The following is a 22,147-nucleotide window of genomic DNA, read 5'->3' on the forward strand; positions in this document are numbered from 1 at the left end:
ACAGCGCCAAGGTGAGGCGCTGCGGCGTCACGCCGCCGCCACCTTTCGCGCCAGCCCGCCGTGCAGGTCGAGGCAGCGGGCGAACCATTGCGCCACCACGTCGCTGTCGTCGAGCAGCTGGTAGGGCGAGGCTATGCGCGCCCATTGCAGGGCGCCGAAGACGATGTAGTCGGCGAACAGCGGCGACGCGCCGCCGATATACGGCTGGTAGCCGAGCATTGAGCGCAGCGGCTCCAATGCGGCGCGGAATGTTGCCAGCCCGGCGTCGCGCGCGGTGACGACATCCTCCAACTTCCTGCCAAGGCGTTGCTCGCGGCTCTGGCGGAAATAAGCAGCGTTCTCCTCGTCCTGCATGGCGTGAAGGTCGATGATCGCCGCGGTGGTGACATAGGGATGGATGGTCAGCTGCGACCAGCGCTCGACGAAGCGCGCCATCGCCTTGCCGCCTTCGCCGCCAAACAGCGTCGGCCGATCCGGATAGGCTTCGTCGAGATAGAGTGCGATGGCGAAGGAGTCGGCGATGACCTTGTCGCCGTCGCGGATCACCGGAACGGTTTTCGAAACGCCGCCTTCGACGGCGGGCACTTCGAGAAAGCGCGTCGGCGCGGTTGAGATGGAAAGCCCCTTGTGGGCAAGCGCCATCGCCACCTTCCAGCAATGCGGGCTGAACGGACGTGCGGTGTCGCGTCCGACGAGGTCATAGAGCAGAATGGTCATTGGCGTTGGCTCCCTCGCGGGTTAGGTAGGCCCCCGTATCGACGCGAGCCGAGGGGAAACCATGAGACAGCATTTCATGATGTTTGCGGCCTATAATCAATGGGCCAACAACCGCATCTATGATGCCGCTGCAGGGCTCGACGAAGAGGAGTTCAACCGCGACGTCGGCGCCTTCTTCGGCTCGATGATGGGCACGCTCAACCACCTGCTGACTGCCGACCGCATCTGGATGAAGCGCTTCACCGGCGAGGGCGACGCGCCAACGACGTTGGACGCCATCCTGTACCGGGCCTTGCCCGGCCTGCGGATGGCGCGTGAAGCCGAGGACAGGAGGATCATCGATTGGGTCGGCTGCCTCGGCGACAGGGCGTTGACGGGCCGCTTCACCTACATGACTGTCTCGGACATGCGCACGGTCTCGCAAAGGCTGGCGCCGGCGCTGGATCATGTCTTCAACCACCAGACACACCACCGTGGCCAGGCGCACACGATTCTAACCATCCTGGGACGGCCAAGCCTGGGCTTGGACCTGATGCTCTTCCAGCGAACCGAGGAGGGCAGGGCTTTCGCCTGATCCGACGGGAGTCCTGATCGAAGCTCAGCAGCCGATCTCGCTGTCCAGCTGGCGCTGCGTCAAAGCGGCTTCCGCCGTGATCCACTTCTTGAACAGGGATACCTTGCGCGCCGGCAGCGCCTTGTCGGGGCAGACGAAATACCACCCCGCCGTATTCGGGTGGTGCACCTTGAATGGAGCCACCAGCCTCTCGGCACGGATATCGCTGGCCATATAGGCGCGATTGGCCACGGCAAATCCCAACCCGGCAGTGGCCGCCTCGTAGGACATCATGCAAGAATCGAAATAGATGCTTTTGGTCTCGTGGAGCACGGAACCGGCGCCAGCGAAGTCGAGCCAAGATTGCCAGTTCTGGGTGCAGGTGTCGGAATGCAGCAGCGTGAAGTGGCGCAGATCTTCGGGCTTCATCTTCGACGGCGGCTTGTGGCCCAGGATTTCGTGGAAGAGTTTCCGGCTGCACACCGGCGTCAGGTCCTCCTTGAACAGGAGGTCGGCGCTGAGGTCGGGGAAACGGCCGTCGCCATAGCGGATCTCGACATCGAATTCGGATGTCGAGAATTCATGCGTTGCGTAGGAGGTCGAAACGCGCATCTCGATGTCCGGGTATTGCTGTTGGAACAGTGGCAGGCGCGGAAACAGCCAGCGCGCGGCAAAGGTCGGCAGCACCGATATCTTCAACACATGCTGCTGCGATTGCCCGGTCGCTTCCATGCTGGCGGCAACGATTCGCTCCAGCGCCTCACGGACGCGCGAGACATAGGTCTCGCCCTCCGGCGTCAGCGACACCGCATTGCCGCCACGCAGGAAGATCTTGAAGCGAAGCTGGTCCTCCAGGCTTTTGACGCGCTGGCTGACCGCTGAAGCGGTGATAAACTGTTCTTCGCCGGCGCGCGTGAAATTCCCGTGCCTCGCAGCACTCTCCACGATTTTCAGCGAATTGAGGTTGACCTGACTGAGCAGACGCACGGTTTCGACCTTAAGCTGGGCTTACACTAGCACCAGCATTCCTAATTTTACAGGGGTGGGTGATCTAATCGACTGTTTCCCAAGTGTTGCCCCCGCCCCGGAGAAGTACAATGAACGCCCATACCATCCCCGAACTGCGTTATGCGATGAGCCGCGAAGCCATCATCGGTCACGAAACCGCCTGGAAAGTGTCGAGTTTCGGCGTCGCGCAATATCTGCACGGCTATGACCCGGCCCTGCTTGCCGCAATTGAGGAAGCTGCTCTGAAGCTCAAGGCCAGCCATGCCGTGCGCAAGCACCTCGACTTGACCTTCATCACCGGCGCCGACCGTTACATCCCCGAGATCAAGGAGTTGCTGCATGACAAGCTGCGTCTGGAGCGGCTGTCCGACATGATGGGCACCAAGCTGGAGCCCTATCCGCTGTCGATCGTCGGCTCGACGGTGACCTTCATGAATCCGAAGGACGGCGCCGTGGAATGGCATTGCGATGGCGTTCCGGTCACCGAACTCATCCCGCTGTCGATCAGCAATCCGCTGGTCGGCGGCCACCTCGAAATCTACTGCGACGACTCCGAAACCGGCCGCGCCATCCTCGAATCCGGCCGCGAGATTCCGCGCAACCGTGTCATGCGCATCGATCACAAGATGAACTACGCCACGCTTGGGCAGTTTCTCGGTGTCCTGCATCGCACCGCGCCGATCCGGTTCGGTGAACGCGTCACGCTGGTGCTCAACCAGCGCTCGGTGGCCAAGCCCTATGTCGACGACAACCGCATGTTCTATCTCGCCGCCGACAACGATCATGACCGTGAATGGGTCAACGAGCTGGCCGAAGACGTCTGGAGCAATCAGTTGCCGGCCTATCGCCGATTTGAGGAAGAGCATCCCGTTCCGGTGTCGTCCGAGGCGCCGGTTCCGGGCGGAGCCAGGGAATCATGGTAACGAACCATGATCCCGAAAAGTGGGAACCGGCTTTCGGACAGGACCATGGTCAAACACAGAGATAGAGCCCCACACCGATCCTTTCGGCACGGATCAGGCTCTATATCCGCGCTGGTCTTTGCTGCCGGCGCGGTGGCGCTGTGGTCGACCAATGCACTGGTCGGCAAATCCCTGTTGGCAAGCCACCCGGTGTCGCAGGTGCAGTTCCTGCAATTTACAGGAGCTGCACTCGTCTTCGCCGTCATCCGGTTGATGAGCCGGGAAAGGGCCGCGCCAGTCACGGCCCGGGCCGAACTCGTGTCTCTCGCGGTCGGCTTCATCGGTCTGGTCGGCACCATGGTGCTGCAATACATCGCCTTCGCTTCGATGCCGGTGATCGAGGCCAATCTGGTGGCCTACACCTGGCCGTTGATGGTCGCTGCGGCGGTTATCGCTCTGCAGAATCCGCGGCGCCCGGCACTGCTGGGCCTCGCCGCGGTCGTGGGCTTCGTCGGCGTTGCACTGGTGATTTCGGGAGGGCGTAACCAATCCTGGCTCCAGGGCGATCTCGTCGGCTATGTCGCCGCATTCGGGTCCGCACTGTGCATGGCCTTCTATTCGATCGTGGTGGGACGGGTTGCCGCCTCGCCGGATCGCCTGTTGCTGCCATCGTCGCTGGTCGGCGTCGCCTTGACGTTCTTGTGGTGCGCTCGCGACGGTTTCGCATGGCCCGTTGGCATAGACCTGGCTCTCGGCCTCTATCTCGGTGCCGGTCCGATGGGGTTGGGCTACTACTTCTGGTCACGCGCCTTGAAGCTCGAAGGCAGCGGCAAGGTCGCGGTCGTCGCCTATCTCACGCCGATCGCTTCGACGCTGCTGCTGACGCTGTCGGGCGAAAGGCTGACGATGACGGCCATTGTCGGAGCCGTCCTCGTCATCGGCAGTTGCGTCGCGGTCGGCGTGGAACGTTCGGAGGCCGAGAACCATGTTTGACGAAAACGAACGTCTGGCCAGGCAGGAAGCGCATTGGCTGATCAAGGAATTTGGCGCCGAGGCACCGCTTTATGCCGCCATGAAGGCCGAAAAGGCTATAGAGCAAAAGGATTTCAGGCGTTGCGCCCGTTGGAAGCGTATTCTAGAGATATTGGCCGACGGTCGCGCTGCTAAGTCTGCTAGACCCAAGTATTAGATTTTCTAATTTGCGCGACGTCGATTTCCCATGAAAAGTATTTTTTGCGAGTCTTGATTCCTTGTTGAGACTTGGCGGTCCGTTGGGGGGCGCGGTTAAAGAGATACAAAGACACAAGTCTTCACTGGGGTGGATGACTTTGTCGGAAATAGGGTGAAAGAATTGTCAAATATCGATGATAAGACCGTTATCGAACTGACGGCCGATATTGTCTCGGCCTATATAGGCAACAATCCGCTTCCGGCTTCCGGTCTGCCTGAGTTGATTGCCAGCGTCAGCGCTTCGGTACGCAAGCTGGCTGGTGCACCTGTCGCGGAAAGCGCAAGCCTGGTTCCGGCCGTGAACCCGAAGAAGTCGGTGTTTCCCGACTACATCATCTGCCTTGAGGACGGAAAGAAGTTCAAGTCGCTCAAGCGACACCTCAGGACTGATTATGGCCTGAGCCCGGACGACTACCGGGCCAAATGGAGCTTGCCGCCAGACTATCCGATGGTTGCGCCAAACTATTCGGCGACACGGTCGGCGCTGGCAAAGTCGACAGGACTCGGCCGCAAACCGGCAGCAGCGCCGGCCGTCGTAGCCAAGGCGACGAAGCGCAAGGCGACTTCCTGAGCGCTGCCTGGCCGGGTAAGCAGGCTGATCGGCTGCCTTGACGGCGCCTTTGCGGGCGTCGTTTTCAGCCCTTGTGCGGCCAACTGGCCCGCAAGGTCTTGCGAAGCGTTGATGTCCGGTGCAAAAGCGCGGCCATGCTGATCATCAACGACCTTTCGCTCCGCATGGCCGGACGCCTGCTTCTCGACCACGCCTCACTGACATTGCCGGCCGGCACCAAGGCCGGTCTTGTCGGTCGCAACGGCACCGGCAAGACGACGCTGTTCAAGGCCATCACCGGCGACCTCGCCTCCGAGACGGGCTCGATCAGCCTGCCCAAGAACACGCGCATCGGCCAGGTGGCGCAGGAAGCGCCCGGCACCGAGGACCCGCTGATCGAGATCGTGCTGAAGGCCGATCTTGAGCGCACGGCACTCCTTGAAGAGGAAAAGACCGCCACCGATCCGCACCGCATCGCCGACATCCACATGCGGCTGGCCGACATCGACGCGCACTCAGCCGAGTCGCGCGCGGCCACCATTCTTGCCGGTCTCGGATTCGATGATGCTGCGCAGCGCCGCCCGGCCTCATCCTTCTCCGGCGGCTGGCGCATGCGCGTTGCGCTTGCGGCCGTACTGTTTGCCGAGCCCGACCTTTTGCTGCTCGACGAGCCGACCAACTATCTCGACCTCGAAGGCACGCTGTGGCTGGAAAACTATGTGTCGAAGTATCCGCACACCGTTCTTCTGATCTCGCATGACCGGGACCTGCTCAACCGCGCCGTCAATTCTATCGTTCATCTCGACCAGAAGAAGCTGACCTTCTGGCGTGGCGGCTACGATCAGTTCGAGCGTCAGTATAGCGAGCAGAAGGAACTGCAGGAGAAGGGTCGGGTCAAGCAGGAAGCCGCCCGCAAACATATGGAATCCTTTGTCGAACGCTTCCGCGCCAAGGCTTCCAAGGCGAGACAGGCGCAGTCGCGCATCAAGGCGCTGGAGAGGATGAAGCCGATCGCCGCGATCGTCAACGATACGGTGCGGCCGTTCTCCTTCCCCGAGCCGGTGAAGACGGTGGCCTCGCCGATCGTGGCGCTAAACAACGTCAACGTCGGCTACACCGAGGGGCAGCCGATCCTCAAGAAGATGACGCTGCGCATCGATGCCGACGACCGGATCGCGCTGCTCGGCGCCAACGGCAATGGCAAGTCGACCTTCGCCAAATTGCTGTCCGGCCGGCTGAAGCAGGAGACCGGGACCATGACGGTGGCGTCAGGGCTGAAGGTGGCGATCTTCGCCCAGCATCAGCTCGACGATCTCCGGCCGGAGGAAAACGCCTATGAGCATGTCCGTCGGCTGATGCCGGAAGCGCCGGAGTCCAAGGTGCGCGGCCGTGTCGCCCAGTTTGGTCTCACGACCGAGAAGATGAACACCGCCGCCAAGGACCTGTCCGGCGGCGAGAAGGCTCGACTTCTGATGGGTCTGTCGGCCTTCGAGGGACCGAACCTGTTCATCCTCGACGAGCCGACCAACCATCTCGACATCGACAGCCGCGAGTCGCTGATCCATGCGCTGAACGAATTTCCGGGCGCCGTGATCCTGATCTCGCACGACCGCCATCTGCTCGAGGCGACCGCCGACCGGCTGTGGCTGGTCAAGGACGGCGCGGTCAACCCGTATGACGGCGACCTCGAAGACTACAAGACGCTGGTCACCGGTGTCTCCGGCGACCGCCGCGGCAAGCGCGAGGCGGACAAGGCGTCAAAGGCCGACCGCCGCCGCGATGCAGCAGCGCGTCGCGCCGCCTTCGAGCCGCTGGCCAAGGAAATCCGGGCCACCGAAGCGCTGATGGACCGCATCCGCAAGCGCATCGACGGCATAGAGGACGAACTGTCCAATCCGGCCGTCTACGAGAAGGATCCCTCGACGGCGACCCGGCTGGCCAAGGAGCGCTCACAGCTGGCCCAAACGCTGGCCGGCCACGAGGAAAAATGGCTGACCATGTCGGCCGAATACGAGGAAGGCACGGCTGAGTAGGGGTGCAATTCTTGCCTTCTCCCACAGGGAGAAGGCAGGGCCTCATCTGGCCCTACACGCCGCGCCCGAAAGCCGCTAGGTACGCGGCATGAACCAGCACGCTAAGCTTCGCATCGGCCATTCGGCCTGTCCGCATGATTGCCCATCGACCTGCGCGCTCGAGGTCGAGCTGCTTGACGGCAACCGCATCGGCCGCGTCCATGGCGCCAAGGCCAACAGCTATACATCGGGCGTCATCTGCGCCAAGGTCGCGCGCTATGCCGACCGCGTCCATCATCCCGACCGCCTGCTGAAGCCGCTGGTGCGGGTCGGCGCCAAGGGCGACGGCGCCTGGAAAGACGCCAGTTGGGAGGCCGCGCTCGACCTCGTCGCCGAGAAGTTCATCGCGGCCGAGAAGACATACGGCTCGGAGACAGTCTGGCCCTACTACTATGCCGGCACGATGGGGCTGGTGCAGCGCGACGGCATCGACCGGCTGCGCCACGCCAAGAAGTATTCCGGCTTTTTCGGCTCGATCTGCACCAATCTGGCCTGGACCGGCTGGATGATGGGGGCCGGCGCCTTGCGCGGACTCGATCCGCGCGAGATGGCGAAATCCAATTGCGTGGTGATCTGGGGCACCAATGCCGTGGTCACGCAGGTCAACGTCATGACCCACGCCATCAAGGCGCGCAAGGAGCGCGGCGCCAGGATCGTCGTCATCGACGTCTATGAGAACGCGACGATGAAACAGGCCGATCTAGGCCTGGTGCTGAAGCCCGGCACCGACGGAGCGCTGGCCTGCGCGGTCATGCACGTGCTGTTCAGGGAAGGCATGGCCGACCGCGCCTATCTCGAAAAATACACCGATGATCCAAAGGGGCTGGAAGAGCATCTGCGGACGCGCACGCCGGAATGGGCGGCCAGCATCACCGGTCTGACGGTCGCCGAGATCGAGGATTTCGCCCGCCTCGTCGGCACGACCAAGAAGACCTATTTCCGTCTCGGTTACGGGTTTTCGCGCCAGCGCAACGGCTCGGTCAACATGCACGCCGCCGCCTCCATCGCCGCCGTCACCGGCTGCTGGCAATATGAGGGCGGTGGCGCCTTCCATTCCAATTCCGGCATCTTCAAGCTCAACCAGGAGGTGCTGGAAGGCACGAAGATGCGCGATCCCTCGGTCCGCTTTCTCGACCATTCGCGCATCGGCCCGGTGCTGACCGGGGCGAAGGACGCGCTCTATGGCGGCCCGCCGGTGACGGCGATGCTGATCCAGAACACCAACCCTGTTAATGTCGCGCCCGAGCAGCGGCTGGTGAAGCAGGGTTTTCTGCGCGACGACCTGTTCACCTGCGTGCACGAGCAGTTCATGACCGACACGGCAAAGCTCGCCGATGTCGTGCTGCCGGCGACGATGTTCCTTGAGCACGACGACATCTACAAGGGAGGCGGCAACCAGCACATCACGCTCGGCCCCAAGCTGATCGATCCGCCGGAAGGGCCGCGCACCAACCATTTCGTCATCGAGGAATTGGCTGAGCGCCTCGGCGTCGCCGACCGTCCGGGCTTCGGCCTGACCGAACAGCAGCATATCGACATCATCCTCGGCAAGCGCGGGCTGGGCAGCTTCGACAGCTTGAAGGAGGACAAGTGGGTCGACCTGCAGCCGGATTTCGACACCGCCCATTTCATCAAGGGATTTGGCCATGCGGATGGGAAATTCCGCTTCCGCGCCGACTGGACCGGGCAGGCGGCGCCCAACCGGCCTCCGAAAAGCATGGGCCTGTTCGGGCCGGTGGAGCGGCTGCCGGAATTTCCCGATCACGTCGACCTGATCGAGGTCGCGGATGAGGCGCATCCGTTCCGGCTGACGACATCGCCGGCGCGCAATTTCCTCAACTCGACATTTTCGGAAACACCGGTGTCGAAGGCCAAGGAAGTGCGGCCGGAACTGCTTCTGCATCCCGACGATGCGGCGGCCCATGGGCTTGCCGACGGCGACCGCGTCGAGGTCGGCAACCAGCGCGGCGAAGTGGTGCTGCGCGCAAAACTGTTCGACGGCATCAAGCGTGGCGTCGTCATCGCCGAGGGCATCTGGCCGAACAGCGCGCATGAGCGCGGCGAGGGCATCAACGTGCTGACCGGCGCCGACGCAACCGCACCCTATGGCGGCGCTGCCTTCCACGACAACAAGGTGTGGCTACGCGCGGCAAGCTGAAACGGAATAGAACTCGGCTCGTCTCGCGCCGAATCATACCGGCAGGATTTCAGCCGCCTTCTTTCGATCTCGCCGGAGGCGGATGTCGTCGGCGATCTGCTCTGCCTCGATCGAGATTTCACGCAGCAATCCGGTGACCGCATTGTGAAAACCGATGAGGTAGAGGCCGAGATCCGAAGCTTGCGCGTTGACGCCGCTAAGACCCGGCTGGATGCCGGGCTGCAGCAACCCAGCATAGCCCGGCCGGAAGCCGGTGGCGAAGATGATCGCATCGAACTCGCCACGCTTGCCGTCGGCAAAATGGGCGCCTTGCTCGGTGATCTCGGCAATGTCGGGTGCGACCTTGATCGCACCTTCGCGGATCTTCCCGACCGTGCCGACATCGATCACTGGAATGCGCGACGCCACGGCGATCTGCTGCAACATCCCTTGGCTCGGTCGCTTGAGCCCGTATTTCTCCAGCCTGCCCAGTGCCAGATCGAGGATGACAGGGAACAAGGCATCATTGATGCGTTGCGGCATCAGGCGAGCCGCCATGCCGACCATCTGGATGGGCACGCCAAGCAACTCGCGCGGCACGATATGAACGCCGCCGCGCACCGAAATCGTCGGCCGCGCACCGCTTTCCACCAGATCGAGCGCGATCTCGGCGCCGGTGTTGCCCATGCCGACGATCAGCACCGACTGGCCGGCAAAAGGCGTGGCGTTGCGGTAGTCGGCGCTATGCAGCCTTTGACCCCTGAAAGCATCGGCGCCGGCAAATCCGGGCACCAGCGGCTCGGCGTTGTAGCCCGACGCGATCACCACGTGGGAGGCATGCAGGGCACCGGATGTTGCTTCGACATTCCAGCCTCTGCCTTGCCGGGTGATCATCCGCACTGTCTGTCCAAAGCGGGGCCGTAGTTCGAAGCGTTGCCCGTACGCATCGAGATAGTCGGCGAAGAGATCGCGCGGCACATAGCGCGGATAATCCCTGGGAAAGGGCACGAAAGGCAGCGAGGAATAGCGCTTGGTCGTGTGCAGGTGGACGCGCTCATAGTGGCGTCGCCACGCGGGTGCTGCCTGCGCCTCTTTTTCGAGAAGAACGAAGTCAACCCCGGCCTGCCGCAGGCATGCGGCAACAGCCAGACCCGCTGGCCCGGCACCGATGATTGCAACTGGGGTGGTGTCGTCCAAGCGCGCCTCCGCCAAACAAATTCGCGTCCGGAGAATATCAAAAGCATGGCAGCCGGAGCCTGCCCGCCAGCAAATTCTCATCCGGGCAAGGGCACCGTCAGCCCGACCTTGACGCGGTCCATGGCGACGAAGGTGCGGAACTTTCGGACATTGTTGCTGTCGAAGAACAGTTTTCGCGTCAGCGCCTCATAGGCGCCCATGTCGGCGACGGTGATGACCAGGATGAAATCGGCCTCGCCGGTGACGTAGTAGCATTGCTGGACTTCCGGCGCGGCCGAGAATTGCCGCTTGGCCGCATCGATGAGTTCGGTGCGTTCGCTATCGAGCTCCACCTCGACGAAGATGGTGATGGGCTGGCCGACCGCCGCCGGCTCGACCAGGGCAACATTGCCGGCAATGACGCCCGTCTGTTCCATGCGCTTGATGCGGCGTTGCACTGCCGGCGCCGAAAGATTGACGGCCTCGCCAATAACCCGCTGGGGCGTCGTATTGTCCCGCTGCAGGATGGCAAGGATGGCGAGATCGAAACTATCGAGTGAGGATGGCAATACAGGCAATCGAGACATCCCTAACGAAGCAAACTTGCATTTCGAGGGTCGTATTACAGCGCTTTTTGCGCCAGTCCTGCAATATGTTCTCGCTGAACCGTCAAGGAGGCCGCCAGTGTTCCTGCCCAACCGCAATGCCTTGCACCGCCAGCCGCTCGACCCGGCCGATGCCGAAACGCTTGGGGTCGCCGGGGCCGACACGGTCGAGCGCTTCCTCGCCCATCGCGACAATCACCGCATAACGCCGCTGCATGCGCTGCCGGCGCTGGCGACTGAACTCGGTCTCGGTGCCTTGCATGTCAAGGATGAAGGCTTTCGCCTCGGCCTCGGCAGCTTCAAGGCGCTCGGCGGCGCCTATGCTGTCTTCCGCCTGGTACTGGAAGAGGCAGGTCGGTCGCTTGGTCGACCCGTCGATGTGGCCGATCTTAGTCAGCCGGATGTTCGGGCGGTTGCCGCGACGATGACGGTTGCCTGCGCCACCGATGGCAATCACGGCCGGTCGGTCGCGCAAGGGGCGCAACTCGTCGGTGCGCGGGCAGTGATTTTCGTCCACGCCGGCGTCAGCCAGCAGCGTATCGCCGCCATCGCTCGCTATGGCGCAGAGATGATCCGCGTCGACGGCAATTATGACGACTCGGTCAAGCAAGCCGCCCAAGTTTCGGCCGAGAAGGGCTGGACCGTGGTCTCCGACACCTCTTGGCCAGGTTATGAGCGCATTCCCGGCCTCGTCATGCAGGGCTATACGGCGATCGTCCGCGAAGCATTGCGCCAGCTCCGGGAGCCACCGACCCATGTGTTCGTCCAGGCCGGTGTCGGCGGCATTGCCGCCGCGATCGCCGGCCATCTTGCCATCGTGCTCGGCGATGCCAGGCCGACCTTCATCGTGGTCGAGCCCGCGCGCGCTGCGTGCGTTGTCGCGGCCGCCCAGGCGGGGCGCGTGGTGAAGGTTGCGCATGGCCAGCCGACGGTGATGGCGATGCTGGAATGCTACGATGCCTCTCCGGTCGCCTGGCGGGTGTTGGCGCGTGCCGCCGACGCCTTCATGACGGTGGATGAGGACGAGGCCATAGCGGTGATGCGGCGGCTGGCGCAGCCACGTGCCGGCGATCCGGTGATCGTCGCCGGCGAAAGCGGCGGCGTCGGCCTTGCAGGGCTGATCCGGGCGGTGGCCGACAACCAGGCCGACCTTGGACTCGACGGCGGATCCCGGGTGCTGGTGATCAACACCGAAGGCGCCACCGACCCGCATCGCTATGCCGAACTGGTTGGCATGAGCCCGGCCGATGTGCTGGCCGGCAAGATGCTTGCAGGAGCAACGTTGTGATCGCGGTCGACGCGCAGCGCCTGCTTGGCCGTATCCGTGAACTCGGCGCCATCGGCCGTGACAGCGAGGGCAGGCTGATCCGATTGGCGGCCTCCGACACCGACAGGCTGGGCCGCGACCTCTTCGTTGGCTGGCTGCAGCAGGCCGGGCTCGATGTCGCGATAGACCGGGTCGGCAACATTTTCGGCATCTGGCAAGGCCCTAACAATGCCGGACAGGCGCCACTGCTCATCGGCTCGCATATCGACACGGTTATCGATGCCGGCATCTATGACGGCTGCTACGGTGTGCTTGCCGGGCTGGAGGTGATCGAGACCCTCAAGGCATCGGGCTTTTCGCCGCCGCGCCCGGTCGCGGTCGCCGCTTTCACCAACGAGGAGGGCGTGCGCTATACCCCCGATATGATGGGCTCGCTGGTCCATGCCGGCGGCATCGGCTTCGAGACGGTGCTGGCGGCTGTCGGCACAGACGGCAGCGTGCTCGGGCAGGAGCTTGCCCGCATCGGCTATGCCGGTGACAAGGAGCCCGGCTTCCTCAAGCCGCACGCCTATCTGGAACTGCATATCGAGCAGGGGCCGGTGCTGGAGCGCGAAGGCGTGCCGATTGGCGCGGTGGAGAATCTGCAGGGCATCTCCTGGCAACGCATCACCATCGACGGCGTCGCCAACCATGCCGGCACCACGCCGATGTCGATGCGCAGCGACGCCGGCCACGCCGCCGCGCGGGTCATCACGTTCCTGCACGATAGGGCCAAAGCCTCGAACACGCCGACGGTCGCCACCGTCGGCACGATGCGCTTCGAGCCGAATGCCATCAACGTCATTCCCTCCCAAGCCGTCTTCACCGTCGATCTGCGCGACCCCGATGAGCAGCGCCTGCAGGCGGAGGAGGCCGCACTTGCTGCCTGTCTCGAACAGCTTGCCGACACCGAAGGCGTGACGATCTCGGTCGAGCGGCTGGCCCGCTTCGAGCCGGTGATCTTCGACATCCGCATTGTCGAACTGATCGAGGCTGCTGCGAAAAACCGCGGCCTCGGCGTCAAACGCATGACATCAGGCGCCGGCCACGACGCACAGATGATGGCGCGCATCGCGCCGGCAGCGATGATCTTCGTGCCGAGCGCCGGCGGCATCAGCCACAATCCGCGCGAGCACACCGAGGATGCCGAGCTTATTGCCGGCGCCAACATCCTGCTTGATGTGGTCACAGAACTTGTGAAGTAGGTAAGGGGGACAGACGAAATGTCCGAATTCGATCGTGACGCGCTGAAGCAGGAGATGATTGTCTGGCGGCGTGATCTGCACGCACATCCGGAGTTCGGCTTCGAGGAAAGGCGCACCGCGGCTTTCGTCGCCGCTAAACTGCGCGAATTCGGCCTCGATGATGTCACTGAGGGCGTCGGCTGCTCCGGCGTCGTCGGCACGCTGAAACGCGGCAGCGGCAACCGGGCGATTGCGCTTAGGGCCGACATGGATGCCTTGCGCATCACCGAGCAATCCGCCGCGCCTTACCGGTCCGGCAATCCCGGCATCATGCATGCCTGCGGCCATGACGGCCACACCCCGATGCTGCTCGGCGCGGCAAAGCTGCTGGCCGCCGAGGGCGGTTTCGACGGCACCGTGCGCTTCGTCTTTCAGCCGGCCGAGGAATGGGGCAAAGGGGCATTGGCCATGCTCGCCGATGGCCTGATGCAGCGCTTTCCCTTTGACGAAATCTTTGGCCTGCACAATATGCCCGGCCTGCCCATCGGACATTTCGAGACCCGCGCCGGCCCGATCATGTCGGCCGAGGACAATTTCGAGATCGTGCTGAAAGGGCTCGGCGGCCATGCCGCGCGGCCGCATTCGGGGAACGAAACGCTGGTCGCCGCCTGCGCGCTGGTCACCAATCTGCAGACCATCGTCTCGCGCCGGCTGAGTCCGGCCGACATTTCGGTGGTTTCGGTGACCGAGCTGATCACCGACGGCACCCGCAACGCACTGCCCGGTCTTGCCCGCATTCTCGGCGATGCGCGTAGCTTCCGCCCCGAGGTCAGCGCGGAGATCGAGCGGCAGATGTGCATCATCGCGGAGGGCACCGCCGTCGCCTACAATGTTAGCGCCGAGGTCAGTTACAGCCGCGAGTTCGTGCCGCTAAGCAACGATGCCGAACTGGTCGAAGCGGCGTTTGCTGCCGCGAGAAGCGTTTTCGCGCCCGGCAAAATCGCCGTCGCCCGCGAGCCGATGACAGCCTCGGAGGATTTCGCCCGCTTCCTTGACCATGTGCCGGGCTGTTTCGTCTTCCTCGGCAATGGCGAGACGTCGGCGCCGCTGCACAATTCGAGCTACGACTTCAACGATGACGGGTTGCTGTTCGGCACCAATTTCCATGTCGCCATGGTCAGGCAAAGACTGGGCGGGCAAGCCGGGAATTGATCGCGTTTTGATTGCCGGGGCGCGCCCGCCGCTGGCCCAAACACCATCGCTATCGCCAGCCAGCTCCCGCGCTTACTGAAATTCCCTGCTGACGGAGATCGGACGCTGATGACCAGGATTTCGCTGCTGGGAATTCCCCACGACGACAAACTCGTCCTGCTTCAAGGGGCCGGCGCAAGCGCCTGCCCATATCCGTCCCGAATTGTTCTCCGATGCCTACAGCATGTGGAGCGAAACCGGTTTTGATCTGACCGACAGGCTTGTCGATCATGGCGACATCGGCTTCGACGCCGCCACCGATCCATGGGACTTGATCGAAAACGAGGTTGGGCGCGTGCTGGAAACGGGCGATCCGCTGATCTGCCTCGGCGGTGACCATGCCATTTCCTGGCCGATGCTGCGCGCGGTGCGCCGCCGAAACCCCAGCCTGACCATTCTGCACATCGACGCGCATCCCGATATGTACGATGCCTATCAGGGCAATCCGCGCTCCCACACTTCGCCCTTTGCCCGCATCATGGAAGAGCGGCTTGCCGAACGTCTCATTCAGGTCGGCCTACGGACCGTCAACGACCATCATCGCGACCAGTTCAAGCGGTTCGGTGTCGAGGTGATCGAGGCGGCGCGGTTTGGCGACGATCTGCGGCTCGATCTCAGGACGCCGGTCTACATCTCGATGGACCTCGACGGGCTCGACCCGGCCTTTGCGCCAGGTGTCTCGCATCGCGAACCCGGCGGTCTGACCACACGTCAGGTCATCAACCTGATTCAATCGGTCAACCAGCCAATCGTGGCGGCTGATATCGTTGAATTAAACCCGCCTCGCGACATCGCCAATCTGACCGCCATCGTGGCGGCAAAACTCCTCAAGGAGATTGCCGGGATGATGGTCAAGACGCGCGCGTAACGAGCCGGCGACCGGCAGTTCGTGTGGATCGGTACACTTTTGACGAAGAACAATCACCCGATGACGCAAGGGAAAGACTCAGCTAACTTCTGCGGTGCGGCGGACCTCTTATCCGCTTGGCCGGCGCTTCATTCCTCCTCCCGAGCAGCGCCGGCCTTCTTCTTCAAAAGTTCTCTTTGCTGACGATCTGAGCGCCATAGGCGGCAGGGCACGAACTTCGCGGCGCGAAGTTCCGTTCCAGCGTCTCGAGGACTGCATCACCGAAATACCGGAGAAATGTGCACGTCAGCGGAAGCTTGCCGCGCCTCGATCTTCTACCGTGCGGTCAAGACGGTCGGCAGGGGAACCAAATGCCGTTTCCTCGGTTGGTCCTGCTCCAATGGAGTGTTGCAACCATGTTCCGTCTGCTCGTCACCGGCGCTTTGGCCTATGTCACCTACCGTATTGCCAGGAAGATGGTGGAGGACGTGCCCGATACGGTCGACCCGCTGCTGCTGCTGCCGCCGCAACACGATCGTGAGGCTTTGCGCCGCCAGTCGGCTACGATGGGGATCGGTCCCCAGCACTAGGCAGGCTGTCACGCTTCGGCTGCAGGGCAGGCTGACATTCTCGCATCGGCGTTGCGAACAAAGCAGAAACGATGCTTGATGGGTGATGAACCTCGCCACCTCTGATTCGATTTTTCGGGAACCGACCGTCCAGCCTGCCTATCTCGCCCGGCTGAACGATGCCCAGCGGCAGGCCGTCGAGCATGGCGACGGCCAGATCGCCGGACCGCTGCTGGTCATCGCCGGTGCCGGTTCGGGCAAGACCAACACGCTGGCGCATCGCGTCGCCCATCTGATCGTCAAGGGGGCCGACCCGCGCCGCATCCTATTGATGACCTTTTCGCGCCGCGCCGCGTCCGAAATGGCCAGGCGCGTCGAGCGCATCGCCGGCGAGGTGCTCGGCCGCGACGCCGCGGTGATCACCGATGCGCTGACCTGGGCTGGCACCTTTCACGGTATAGGTGCCCGGTTGCTGCGCGACTATGCGCTGGAGATCGGCCTTGACCCGGCCTTCACCATCCATGACCGCGAGGATTCAGCCGACCTGATGAATCTGATCCGGCATGAGCTGGGGTTCTCGAAGACGGAAGCGCGCTTTCCGACCAAGGGTACCTGCCTTGCCATATATTCGCGTGCCGTCAACGCGCAGGCGCCGCTGGGCGAAGTGCTGGGATCCGCCTTTCCCTGGTGCGCCGGCTGGGCCGAGCAGCTGAAGCAATTGTTCGCCGGATATGTCGACGCCAAGCAGGCGCAGAACGTCCTCGATTACGATGACCTGCTGCTCTACTGGGCGCAGATGGCGGCCGAGCCCGAAATAGCCGCGCATCTGGGTGGTCGTTTCGACCATGTGCTGGTCGACGAATACCAGGACACCAACCGGCTGCAGGCCTCGATCCTGATGGCGCTCAAACCCGACGGCGCCGGGCTGACGGTGGTCGGCGACGATGCGCAGTCGATCTATTCGTTCCGTGCCGCCGAGGTGCGCAACATCCTCGACTTTCCCCGGCAGTTCGCGCAGGCCGCCGATGTGGTGATGCTGGAGCGCAATTACCGGTCGACCGAGACCATCCTGGCCGCCGCCAATGCGGTGATCGGCGAGGCATCGGAGCGCTTTACCAAGAACCTTTGGTCGGAGCGCAGATCAACCGACAAGCCAAGGCTGGTGAGCGTGCGCGATGAGGTCGAGCAGGCCAATTTCGTCTGCGATACCATTCTGGCCGAACGAGAAGCTGGCACGGCGCTGAAATCGCAGGCGGTGCTGTTTCGCGCCTCGCACCACAGCGGCCCGCTGGAGATCGAGCTGACCCGGCGCAACATTCCCTTCGTCAAGTTCGGCGGCCTGAAGTTCCTCGATGCTGCTCACGTCAAGGATGTGCTGGCTGTGCTGCGCTTTGCCGAAAACCCGCGCGACCGCGTCGCCGGCTTCCGTGTGCTGCAGCTGATGCCAGGCATCGGCCCTTCGGTCGCCGCGCAAATCGTCGAGACGATGACTACAGCGCTGGACGAGGCGATGGGGTTGGCCGGCTGGCGCCCGCCGCAACGCGCGGCCGATGACTGGCCGGGCTTCGTTTCGCTCTATTCCGGCCTGCGGGCCGGCGCCAAATGGCCGGCCGATCTCGAACAGGTCAGGCTGTGGTACGAGCCGCATCTGGAGCGCATCCACGAGGATGCGAGCACGCGCCGGGCCGACCTTTTGCAGCTCGAGCAGATCGGTTCGGGCTATGCATCACGCGAACGCTTCCTCACGGAGCTGACGCTCGACCCGCCGGACGCCACCAGCGACCAGGCCGGACCGCCGCACCGCGACGAGGATTATCTGATCTTGTCGACCATCCATTCAGCCAAGGGCCAGGAATGGAAGAATGTCTTCGTGCTCAACACCGTCGACGGCTGCATCCCGGCCGATCTCGGGGTCGGCACCAAGGAGGACATCGAGGAGGAGCGCCGGCTGCTCTACGTGGCGATGACCAGGGCCAAGGACAATCTCAACCTGGTCATGCCGCAACGCTTCTTCCCGCACGGCCAGGCGGCGCGCGGCGACCGCCACCTCTATGCCTCGCGCACCCGCTTCATCCCGGCCTCGATCCTTGCCGCCTTCCAGCAGGTCTCGTGGCCGAGCGCGCAAGCGGCACAGGGCAGGGCGCCCCGGCCGGAGGTGCGCGTCGATATTGGCGCGCGCATGCGCGGCATGTGGAAATAGCCGCGGGATAGCGCCATGCCCCAACCACCGATCAGGATAGCCATCGCGGGTGCACTGGGTCGCATGGGCTACCAGATGATGGATGCTGTCCAGGCCGATGCACGGCTGGCGCTCGCTGCCCGCTTCCACCGGCCAGGCACTGTCGGCGAGGGGTTGGTGAGCCGCGACGAGGCACTTGCCGGCCGATGTGGTGATTGATTTCACCACGCCGGCGGCCTCGGCCGATCTGGCAAGGCTTTGCGCCGAACGCGGCGGGCCAGCCTTGGTCGTTGGATCGACAGGCTTCGATGCTGCTGAGTTGGCCACCATCGGGGATGCCGCGAAAAGCATCGCCATCGTCCGCTCCGGCAGCTTTTCGCTTGGACTGAACATGCTGGTTGGACTGGTCGAGCAGGCGGCGCGAGCGCTTGATCCTGACGACTGGGATGTCGAGATTGTCGAGGCGCATCATCGCGACAAGATCGATGCCCCATCGGGGACGGCGCTGATGTTGGGACAAGCCGCCGCCAGCGGGCGCGGCATCGAACTGGATACGGTCGCAAGGCGGGTCCGCGATGGCGTCACAGGCGTGCGGCCGCCCGGTGAGATCGGCTTTGCGGTGATGCGTGGTGGCAGCATCGTCGGCGAGCACAGCGTCGGTTTCTGCGCCGAGGGCGAGACCGTGACCTTGTCGCATTCGGCCGGCGACCGCATCATGTTCGCCCGTGGCGCGATCACAGCCGCCCTCTGGGTGGCGGCGCGTCCGCCCGGCGAATATGACATGCGCGACGTACTGGGACTAAGCGCACGGGGATAGCGACGAACTGTTGCCGGCTCTCGGCGGATTGCTCTGTCATTCTCATGATCAGCCAGCATCGGGTTACCGATCCGTAAGGTTTGCTATGACTTTCAGGACGGCCTTGAAAGGTGGATGAAAGGTTGGTGCCCTAAATGTTGGAAGGCGCCCCATATTTGTCGCGAAACAGCGATGGGAGAGAGAGGGGCGCGGAAAACGAACAAAGGGAAGAGGCCATGTCGCTCGCGCGAATACTGCTTGATTCAGCCGCCACAATCGCACTCGTCGCCACCATGGCCTTGTCCGCGCCATCCGCGCGCGCCGACGAGAAGGTTTCCATCATGGTCGGCGGCTATGAGAAACAGATCTATCTTCCCGCCAAGCTGACGGAAGCGCTCGGTTACTTCAAGGACGAGGGTCTCGACGTCGAACTGCTGAATGAACCGGCCGGCGTCGATGCCGAAAACGAAATGCTCGCCGGTGCCGTGCAAGGAGTTGTCGGCTTCTACGATCACTGCATCGATCTGCAGGCAAAAGGCAAGTTCGTCGAATCCATCGTCCAGTTCAGCCAGGCGCCGGGCGAGGTCGAGCTTGTTTCGACGAAGCACCCCGAGATCAAATCACCCGCCGACTTCAAGGGCATGAGCCTGGGCGTGACCGGTCTAGGCTCATCGACGAATTTTCTTACGGAATATCTAGCCGTCAAGAACGGTTTGAAGCTCGGTGACTTCACCTCGGTTCCGGTCGGCGCCGGCACCACCTTCATTGCCGCCATGCAGCAGGACAAGATCCAGGCAGGCATGACGACCGAGCCGACGATCACCCGACTGCTGAAGACCGGCGAAGCTTCCGTTCTCATCGACATGCGCACAATGGAAGGCACCAAGGCTGCTCTCGGCGGCACCTACCCGGCCGCCTCCCTCTATATGCAGACCGATTGGGTCGAAGCGCACAAGGACATCGTGCAGAAGTTGGCCAATGCCTTCGTCAAGACGCAGAAATTCATCAACACGCATAGCGGCGCCGAGATCGCCGACAAGATGCCGAAGGACTATTATGTCGGCGACAAGGAAGGCTACGTGAAAGCCCTCGATGCAGGCAAGGCAATGTTCACCCCCGACGGGATCATGCCGCAAGGCGGGCCGGAGACGGTGCTGACGGTTCTTTCAGCCTTCAAGAAGGAACTGCAGGGCAAGCAGATCGACCTCTCCAAGACTTACACCTCGGAATTCGTCAAGAACGCCAAGTAGCGGACCACGCCGGCGCGATGCGCGATATCGCGCCGGCAGCCGTCGGTTTTTCCACGTCCGTCGGCTCTGGCCGACGGCAGGCGTCCGCTCGAACCCGGAGTTCCATCATGCCCCATGAAAAGACCACACCAGCCATTGAACTGATCAATGTCAGTCGGCGGTTCCTCTCACCCACCGGCAAGTCGCTGGCGGCACTGCGCGATTTCACCATGACCGTCGAGCGCGGCGAATTCGTCGCCGTTGTCGGTCCGACTGGTTGCGGAAAATCCACGACCCTCAACCTTGTCACGGGGCTGGCAAGCCCAAGCGCCGGCGAGGTTCGTGTCATGGGCGCGCCTGTCAAGGGAATAGACCCGCGCATCGGTTTTGTTTTCCAAAGTGATGCCCTGTTTCCCTGGCGAACCGTGATCGAGAACGTGATGGCTGGCCCGCTCTTTCGCGGCAGGTCGAAGTCGGACGCCACCGCCGCGGCGCGCGACTGGCTTGCCCGGGTCGGCCTGTCGCGTTTCGAGCAACACTACCCACATCAGCTCTCCGGCGGCATGCGCAAACGTGTGGCGCTGGCCCAGACCTTCATAAACGGCCCGGAGATCCTTCTCATGGACGAGCCGTTTTCGGCGCTTGACGTGCAGACACGCGTCCTGATGCACGAGGAACTGCTGCGCCTGTGGTCCGAGGCAAAGGCTTCGGTGGTCTTCGTCACGCATGATCTTGAGGAGGCGATTGCGCTTGCCGACAAGGTCTATGTCCTGACCGCCGGGCCGGCCACCGTAAAGTCGGTCTACACCATCGATCTGGCGCGCCCGCGCGTGGTCGCCGATATCCGCTACGAGCAGAGCTTCATCAATTACTCGCGCACGATCTGGGCCGACCTCAAGGAAGAGGTCGAAACCAGCTATGCGCGCGCCGCGGCCTGAGGAGGAATGCCATGACCGACGCTGCCATCGATATCAGCGCAGGAGCCTTCAGGCCGGGCACTTCGGATGCGGAAATCGAGGCGTCCGCCGCGAAGGCGGCACGGCACCGCCGCCGCACCGTGATATTCTGGCGGGTCGGCATTCTGGTCGCCTTTCTCGGCCTGTGGGAAATTGCCGCGCGCAAAGCCTGGATCGATCCGTTCTTCTACGCAATGCCGAGCGCGATCGCGCAGCGGCTGTACGAATGGACGACAGAAGGAACGTCCGAGGGGCCTCTGTGGTACCACCTCTATGTCACCATGGAGGAATCGGTCATCGGCTTTGTGACCGGCTCGGTTGCCGGTATCATCATCGGCGTCGCGCTCGGCCGCAACCGGATGGCCGCCGATATCTTCTCCATCTACATCAAGGTGATCAATTCCATTCCGCGCGTGGTCCTGGCGCCGATCTTCATCATGATCCTCGGCCTGGGCCTCGCTTCGAAAGTGGCGTTGGCCTTCGTGATGGTTTTCTTCGTCGTGTTCCACAATGCATTCCAGGGCGTCCGGGAAGCCGACCGGGCGATGATCGCCAACGCGCGCATCCTGGGTGCATCCAACTGGCAGTTGACCCGCTCGGTGATCGTCCCTTCGGCGATGAGCTGGATTTTCGCCAGCCTGCATGTCAGCTTCGGCTTTGCCATCATCGGCGCGATCGTCGGCGAGTTCGTCGGCTCGCGCTACGGCATTGGTCTGTTGATCAACATCGCCAAGGGATCCTTCGACGCCGCGGGCATGTATGCCGCGATCGTCATCGTCATGGTGGTGGCGCTCGGTGCCGAGTATCTGATGACCCTGGTCGAGGATCGCCTGGCGAAATGGCGTCCCCAGCCGCTGCATGAGACGCAATGAGCCTTGAC

At 63.1% G+C, this 22,147-nt stretch carries 20 protein-coding genes and 1 pseudogene; 17 read left to right on the forward strand and 4 right to left on the reverse strand.

Features of this window, described 5'->3' with window-relative positions:
• Nucleotides 1-27 precede the first annotated feature (27 nt).
• Nucleotides 28-717 carry a glutathione S-transferase family protein gene (locus AC07FD_RS07065; RefSeq protein ID WP_478349251.1) on the reverse strand — a complete coding sequence of 230 codons (690 nt, stop codon included), beginning with the start codon at nucleotides 715-717 and terminating at the stop codon, nucleotides 28-30.
• A 61-nt stretch (nucleotides 718-778) separates the two neighbouring features.
• Between AC07FD_RS07065 and AC07FD_RS07070 the strand changes: the two genes are divergently transcribed.
• Entirely contained in the window at nucleotides 779-1,291 is a 513-nt protein-coding gene (locus AC07FD_RS07070) for a DinB family protein (RefSeq protein ID WP_478349252.1), read from the forward strand.
• 24 nt (nucleotides 1,292-1,315) lie between these two features.
• Here AC07FD_RS07070 and AC07FD_RS07075 read toward each other — a convergent pair whose 3' ends face one another.
• Nucleotides 1,316-2,257 (reverse strand): LysR substrate-binding domain-containing protein, encoded by a 942-nt coding sequence (locus AC07FD_RS07075; RefSeq protein WP_478349253.1) that lies wholly within the window; start codon nucleotides 2,255-2,257, stop codon nucleotides 1,316-1,318.
• A gap of 110 nt (nucleotides 2,258-2,367) precedes the next feature.
• Between AC07FD_RS07075 and AC07FD_RS07080 the strand changes: the two genes are divergently transcribed.
• The 6 genes from AC07FD_RS07080 (at nucleotide 2,368) to AC07FD_RS07105 (ending at nucleotide 9,190) form a co-directional block, all read left to right on the forward strand.
• A complete protein-coding gene (locus tag AC07FD_RS07080; protein WP_478349254.1) occupies nucleotides 2,368-3,201 on the forward strand; it encodes a hypothetical protein in 834 nt (277 codons plus the stop codon).
• A 45-nt stretch (nucleotides 3,202-3,246) separates the two neighbouring features.
• Complete coding sequence (locus tag AC07FD_RS07085) at nucleotides 3,247-4,173, forward strand: DMT family transporter (RefSeq protein ID WP_478349255.1); 927 nt, start codon at nucleotides 3,247-3,249, stop codon at nucleotides 4,171-4,173.
• Nucleotides 4,166-4,369 (forward strand): hypothetical protein, encoded by a 204-nt coding sequence (locus AC07FD_RS07090; RefSeq protein ID WP_478349256.1) that lies wholly within the window; start codon nucleotides 4,166-4,168, stop codon nucleotides 4,367-4,369. Before AC07FD_RS07085 ends, AC07FD_RS07090 begins: the two co-directional genes overlap by 8 nt.
• A 162-nt stretch (nucleotides 4,370-4,531) precedes the next feature.
• A complete protein-coding gene (locus tag AC07FD_RS07095; protein ID WP_478349257.1) occupies nucleotides 4,532-4,981 on the forward strand; it encodes a Ros/MucR family transcriptional regulator in 450 nt (149 codons plus the stop codon).
• A gap of 134 nt (nucleotides 4,982-5,115) precedes the next feature.
• Complete coding sequence (locus AC07FD_RS07100) at nucleotides 5,116-6,993, forward strand: ABC-F family ATP-binding cassette domain-containing protein (protein WP_478349258.1); 1,878 nt, start codon at nucleotides 5,116-5,118, stop codon at nucleotides 6,991-6,993.
• An 88-nt stretch (nucleotides 6,994-7,081) separates the two neighbouring features.
• Nucleotides 7,082-9,190 (forward strand): molybdopterin-containing oxidoreductase family protein, encoded by a 2,109-nt coding sequence (locus AC07FD_RS07105; protein WP_478349259.1) that lies wholly within the window; start codon nucleotides 7,082-7,084, stop codon nucleotides 9,188-9,190.
• Between the two features lie 33 nt (nucleotides 9,191-9,223).
• On the opposite strand, the gene AC07FD_RS07110 is transcribed toward AC07FD_RS07105, so the two are convergent.
• A complete protein-coding gene (locus AC07FD_RS07110; protein WP_478349260.1) occupies nucleotides 9,224-10,366 on the reverse strand; it encodes a flavin-containing monooxygenase in 1,143 nt (380 codons plus the stop codon).
• Nucleotides 10,367-10,443: 77 nt separating this feature from the next.
• Entirely contained in the window at nucleotides 10,444-10,923 is a 480-nt protein-coding gene (locus AC07FD_RS07115; protein WP_478349261.1) for an Lrp/AsnC family transcriptional regulator, read from the reverse strand.
• Between the two features lie 106 nt (nucleotides 10,924-11,029).
• Between AC07FD_RS07115 and AC07FD_RS07120 the strand changes: the two genes are divergently transcribed.
• From AC07FD_RS07120 to AC07FD_RS07165, 10 genes and pseudogenes are all read left to right on the forward strand, one after another.
• Nucleotides 11,030-12,238 carry a diaminopropionate ammonia-lyase gene (locus AC07FD_RS07120; protein ID WP_478349262.1) on the forward strand — a complete coding sequence of 403 codons (1,209 nt, stop codon included), beginning with the start codon at nucleotides 11,030-11,032 and terminating at the stop codon, nucleotides 12,236-12,238.
• The gene (locus AC07FD_RS07125; RefSeq protein ID WP_478349263.1) at nucleotides 12,235-13,461 is read left to right on the forward strand and encodes an allantoate amidohydrolase; all 1,227 of its coding nucleotides are present in this window, start codon (nucleotides 12,235-12,237) and stop codon (nucleotides 13,459-13,461) included. Before AC07FD_RS07120 ends, AC07FD_RS07125 begins: the two co-directional genes overlap by 4 nt.
• Nucleotides 13,462-13,479: 18 nt before the next feature.
• Nucleotides 13,480-14,652, forward strand: coding sequence for a M20 aminoacylase family protein (locus AC07FD_RS07130; RefSeq protein ID WP_478349264.1), 1,173 nt, complete (start codon nucleotides 13,480-13,482; stop codon nucleotides 14,650-14,652).
• Nucleotides 14,653-14,842: 190 nt separating this feature from the next.
• On the forward strand, nucleotides 14,843-15,559 hold the full coding sequence (locus tag AC07FD_RS07135) for an arginase family protein (RefSeq protein WP_478349322.1): 717 nt from the start codon (nucleotides 14,843-14,845) through the stop codon (nucleotides 15,557-15,559).
• Between the two features lie 395 nt (nucleotides 15,560-15,954).
• Nucleotides 15,955-16,128 (forward strand): hypothetical protein, encoded by a 174-nt coding sequence (locus AC07FD_RS07140; RefSeq protein ID WP_478349265.1) that lies wholly within the window; start codon nucleotides 15,955-15,957, stop codon nucleotides 16,126-16,128.
• Between the two features lie 85 nt (nucleotides 16,129-16,213).
• A complete protein-coding gene (locus tag AC07FD_RS07145; RefSeq protein WP_478349266.1) occupies nucleotides 16,214-18,307 on the forward strand; it encodes an ATP-dependent helicase in 2,094 nt (697 codons plus the stop codon).
• Between the two features lie 15 nt (nucleotides 18,308-18,322).
• Nucleotides 18,323-19,103, forward strand: a pseudogene (gene dapB, locus AC07FD_RS07150) (4-hydroxy-tetrahydrodipicolinate reductase).
• Between the two features lie 272 nt (nucleotides 19,104-19,375).
• Nucleotides 19,376-20,332, forward strand: a complete 957-nt coding sequence (locus AC07FD_RS07155) for an ABC transporter substrate-binding protein (protein ID WP_478349323.1) — start codon at nucleotides 19,376-19,378, stop codon at nucleotides 20,330-20,332.
• Between the two features lie 107 nt (nucleotides 20,333-20,439).
• Nucleotides 20,440-21,249, forward strand: coding sequence for an ABC transporter ATP-binding protein (locus tag AC07FD_RS07160; protein WP_478349267.1), 810 nt, complete (start codon nucleotides 20,440-20,442; stop codon nucleotides 21,247-21,249).
• 11 nt (nucleotides 21,250-21,260) lie between these two features.
• Nucleotides 21,261-22,139 carry an ABC transporter permease gene (locus tag AC07FD_RS07165; RefSeq protein ID WP_478349268.1) on the forward strand — a complete coding sequence of 293 codons (879 nt, stop codon included), beginning with the start codon at nucleotides 21,261-21,263 and terminating at the stop codon, nucleotides 22,137-22,139.
• The last annotated feature ends 8 nt before the right edge of the window (nucleotides 22,140-22,147 follow it).

The sequence above is a fragment of the Mesorhizobium waitakense genome (assembly GCF_056431085.1).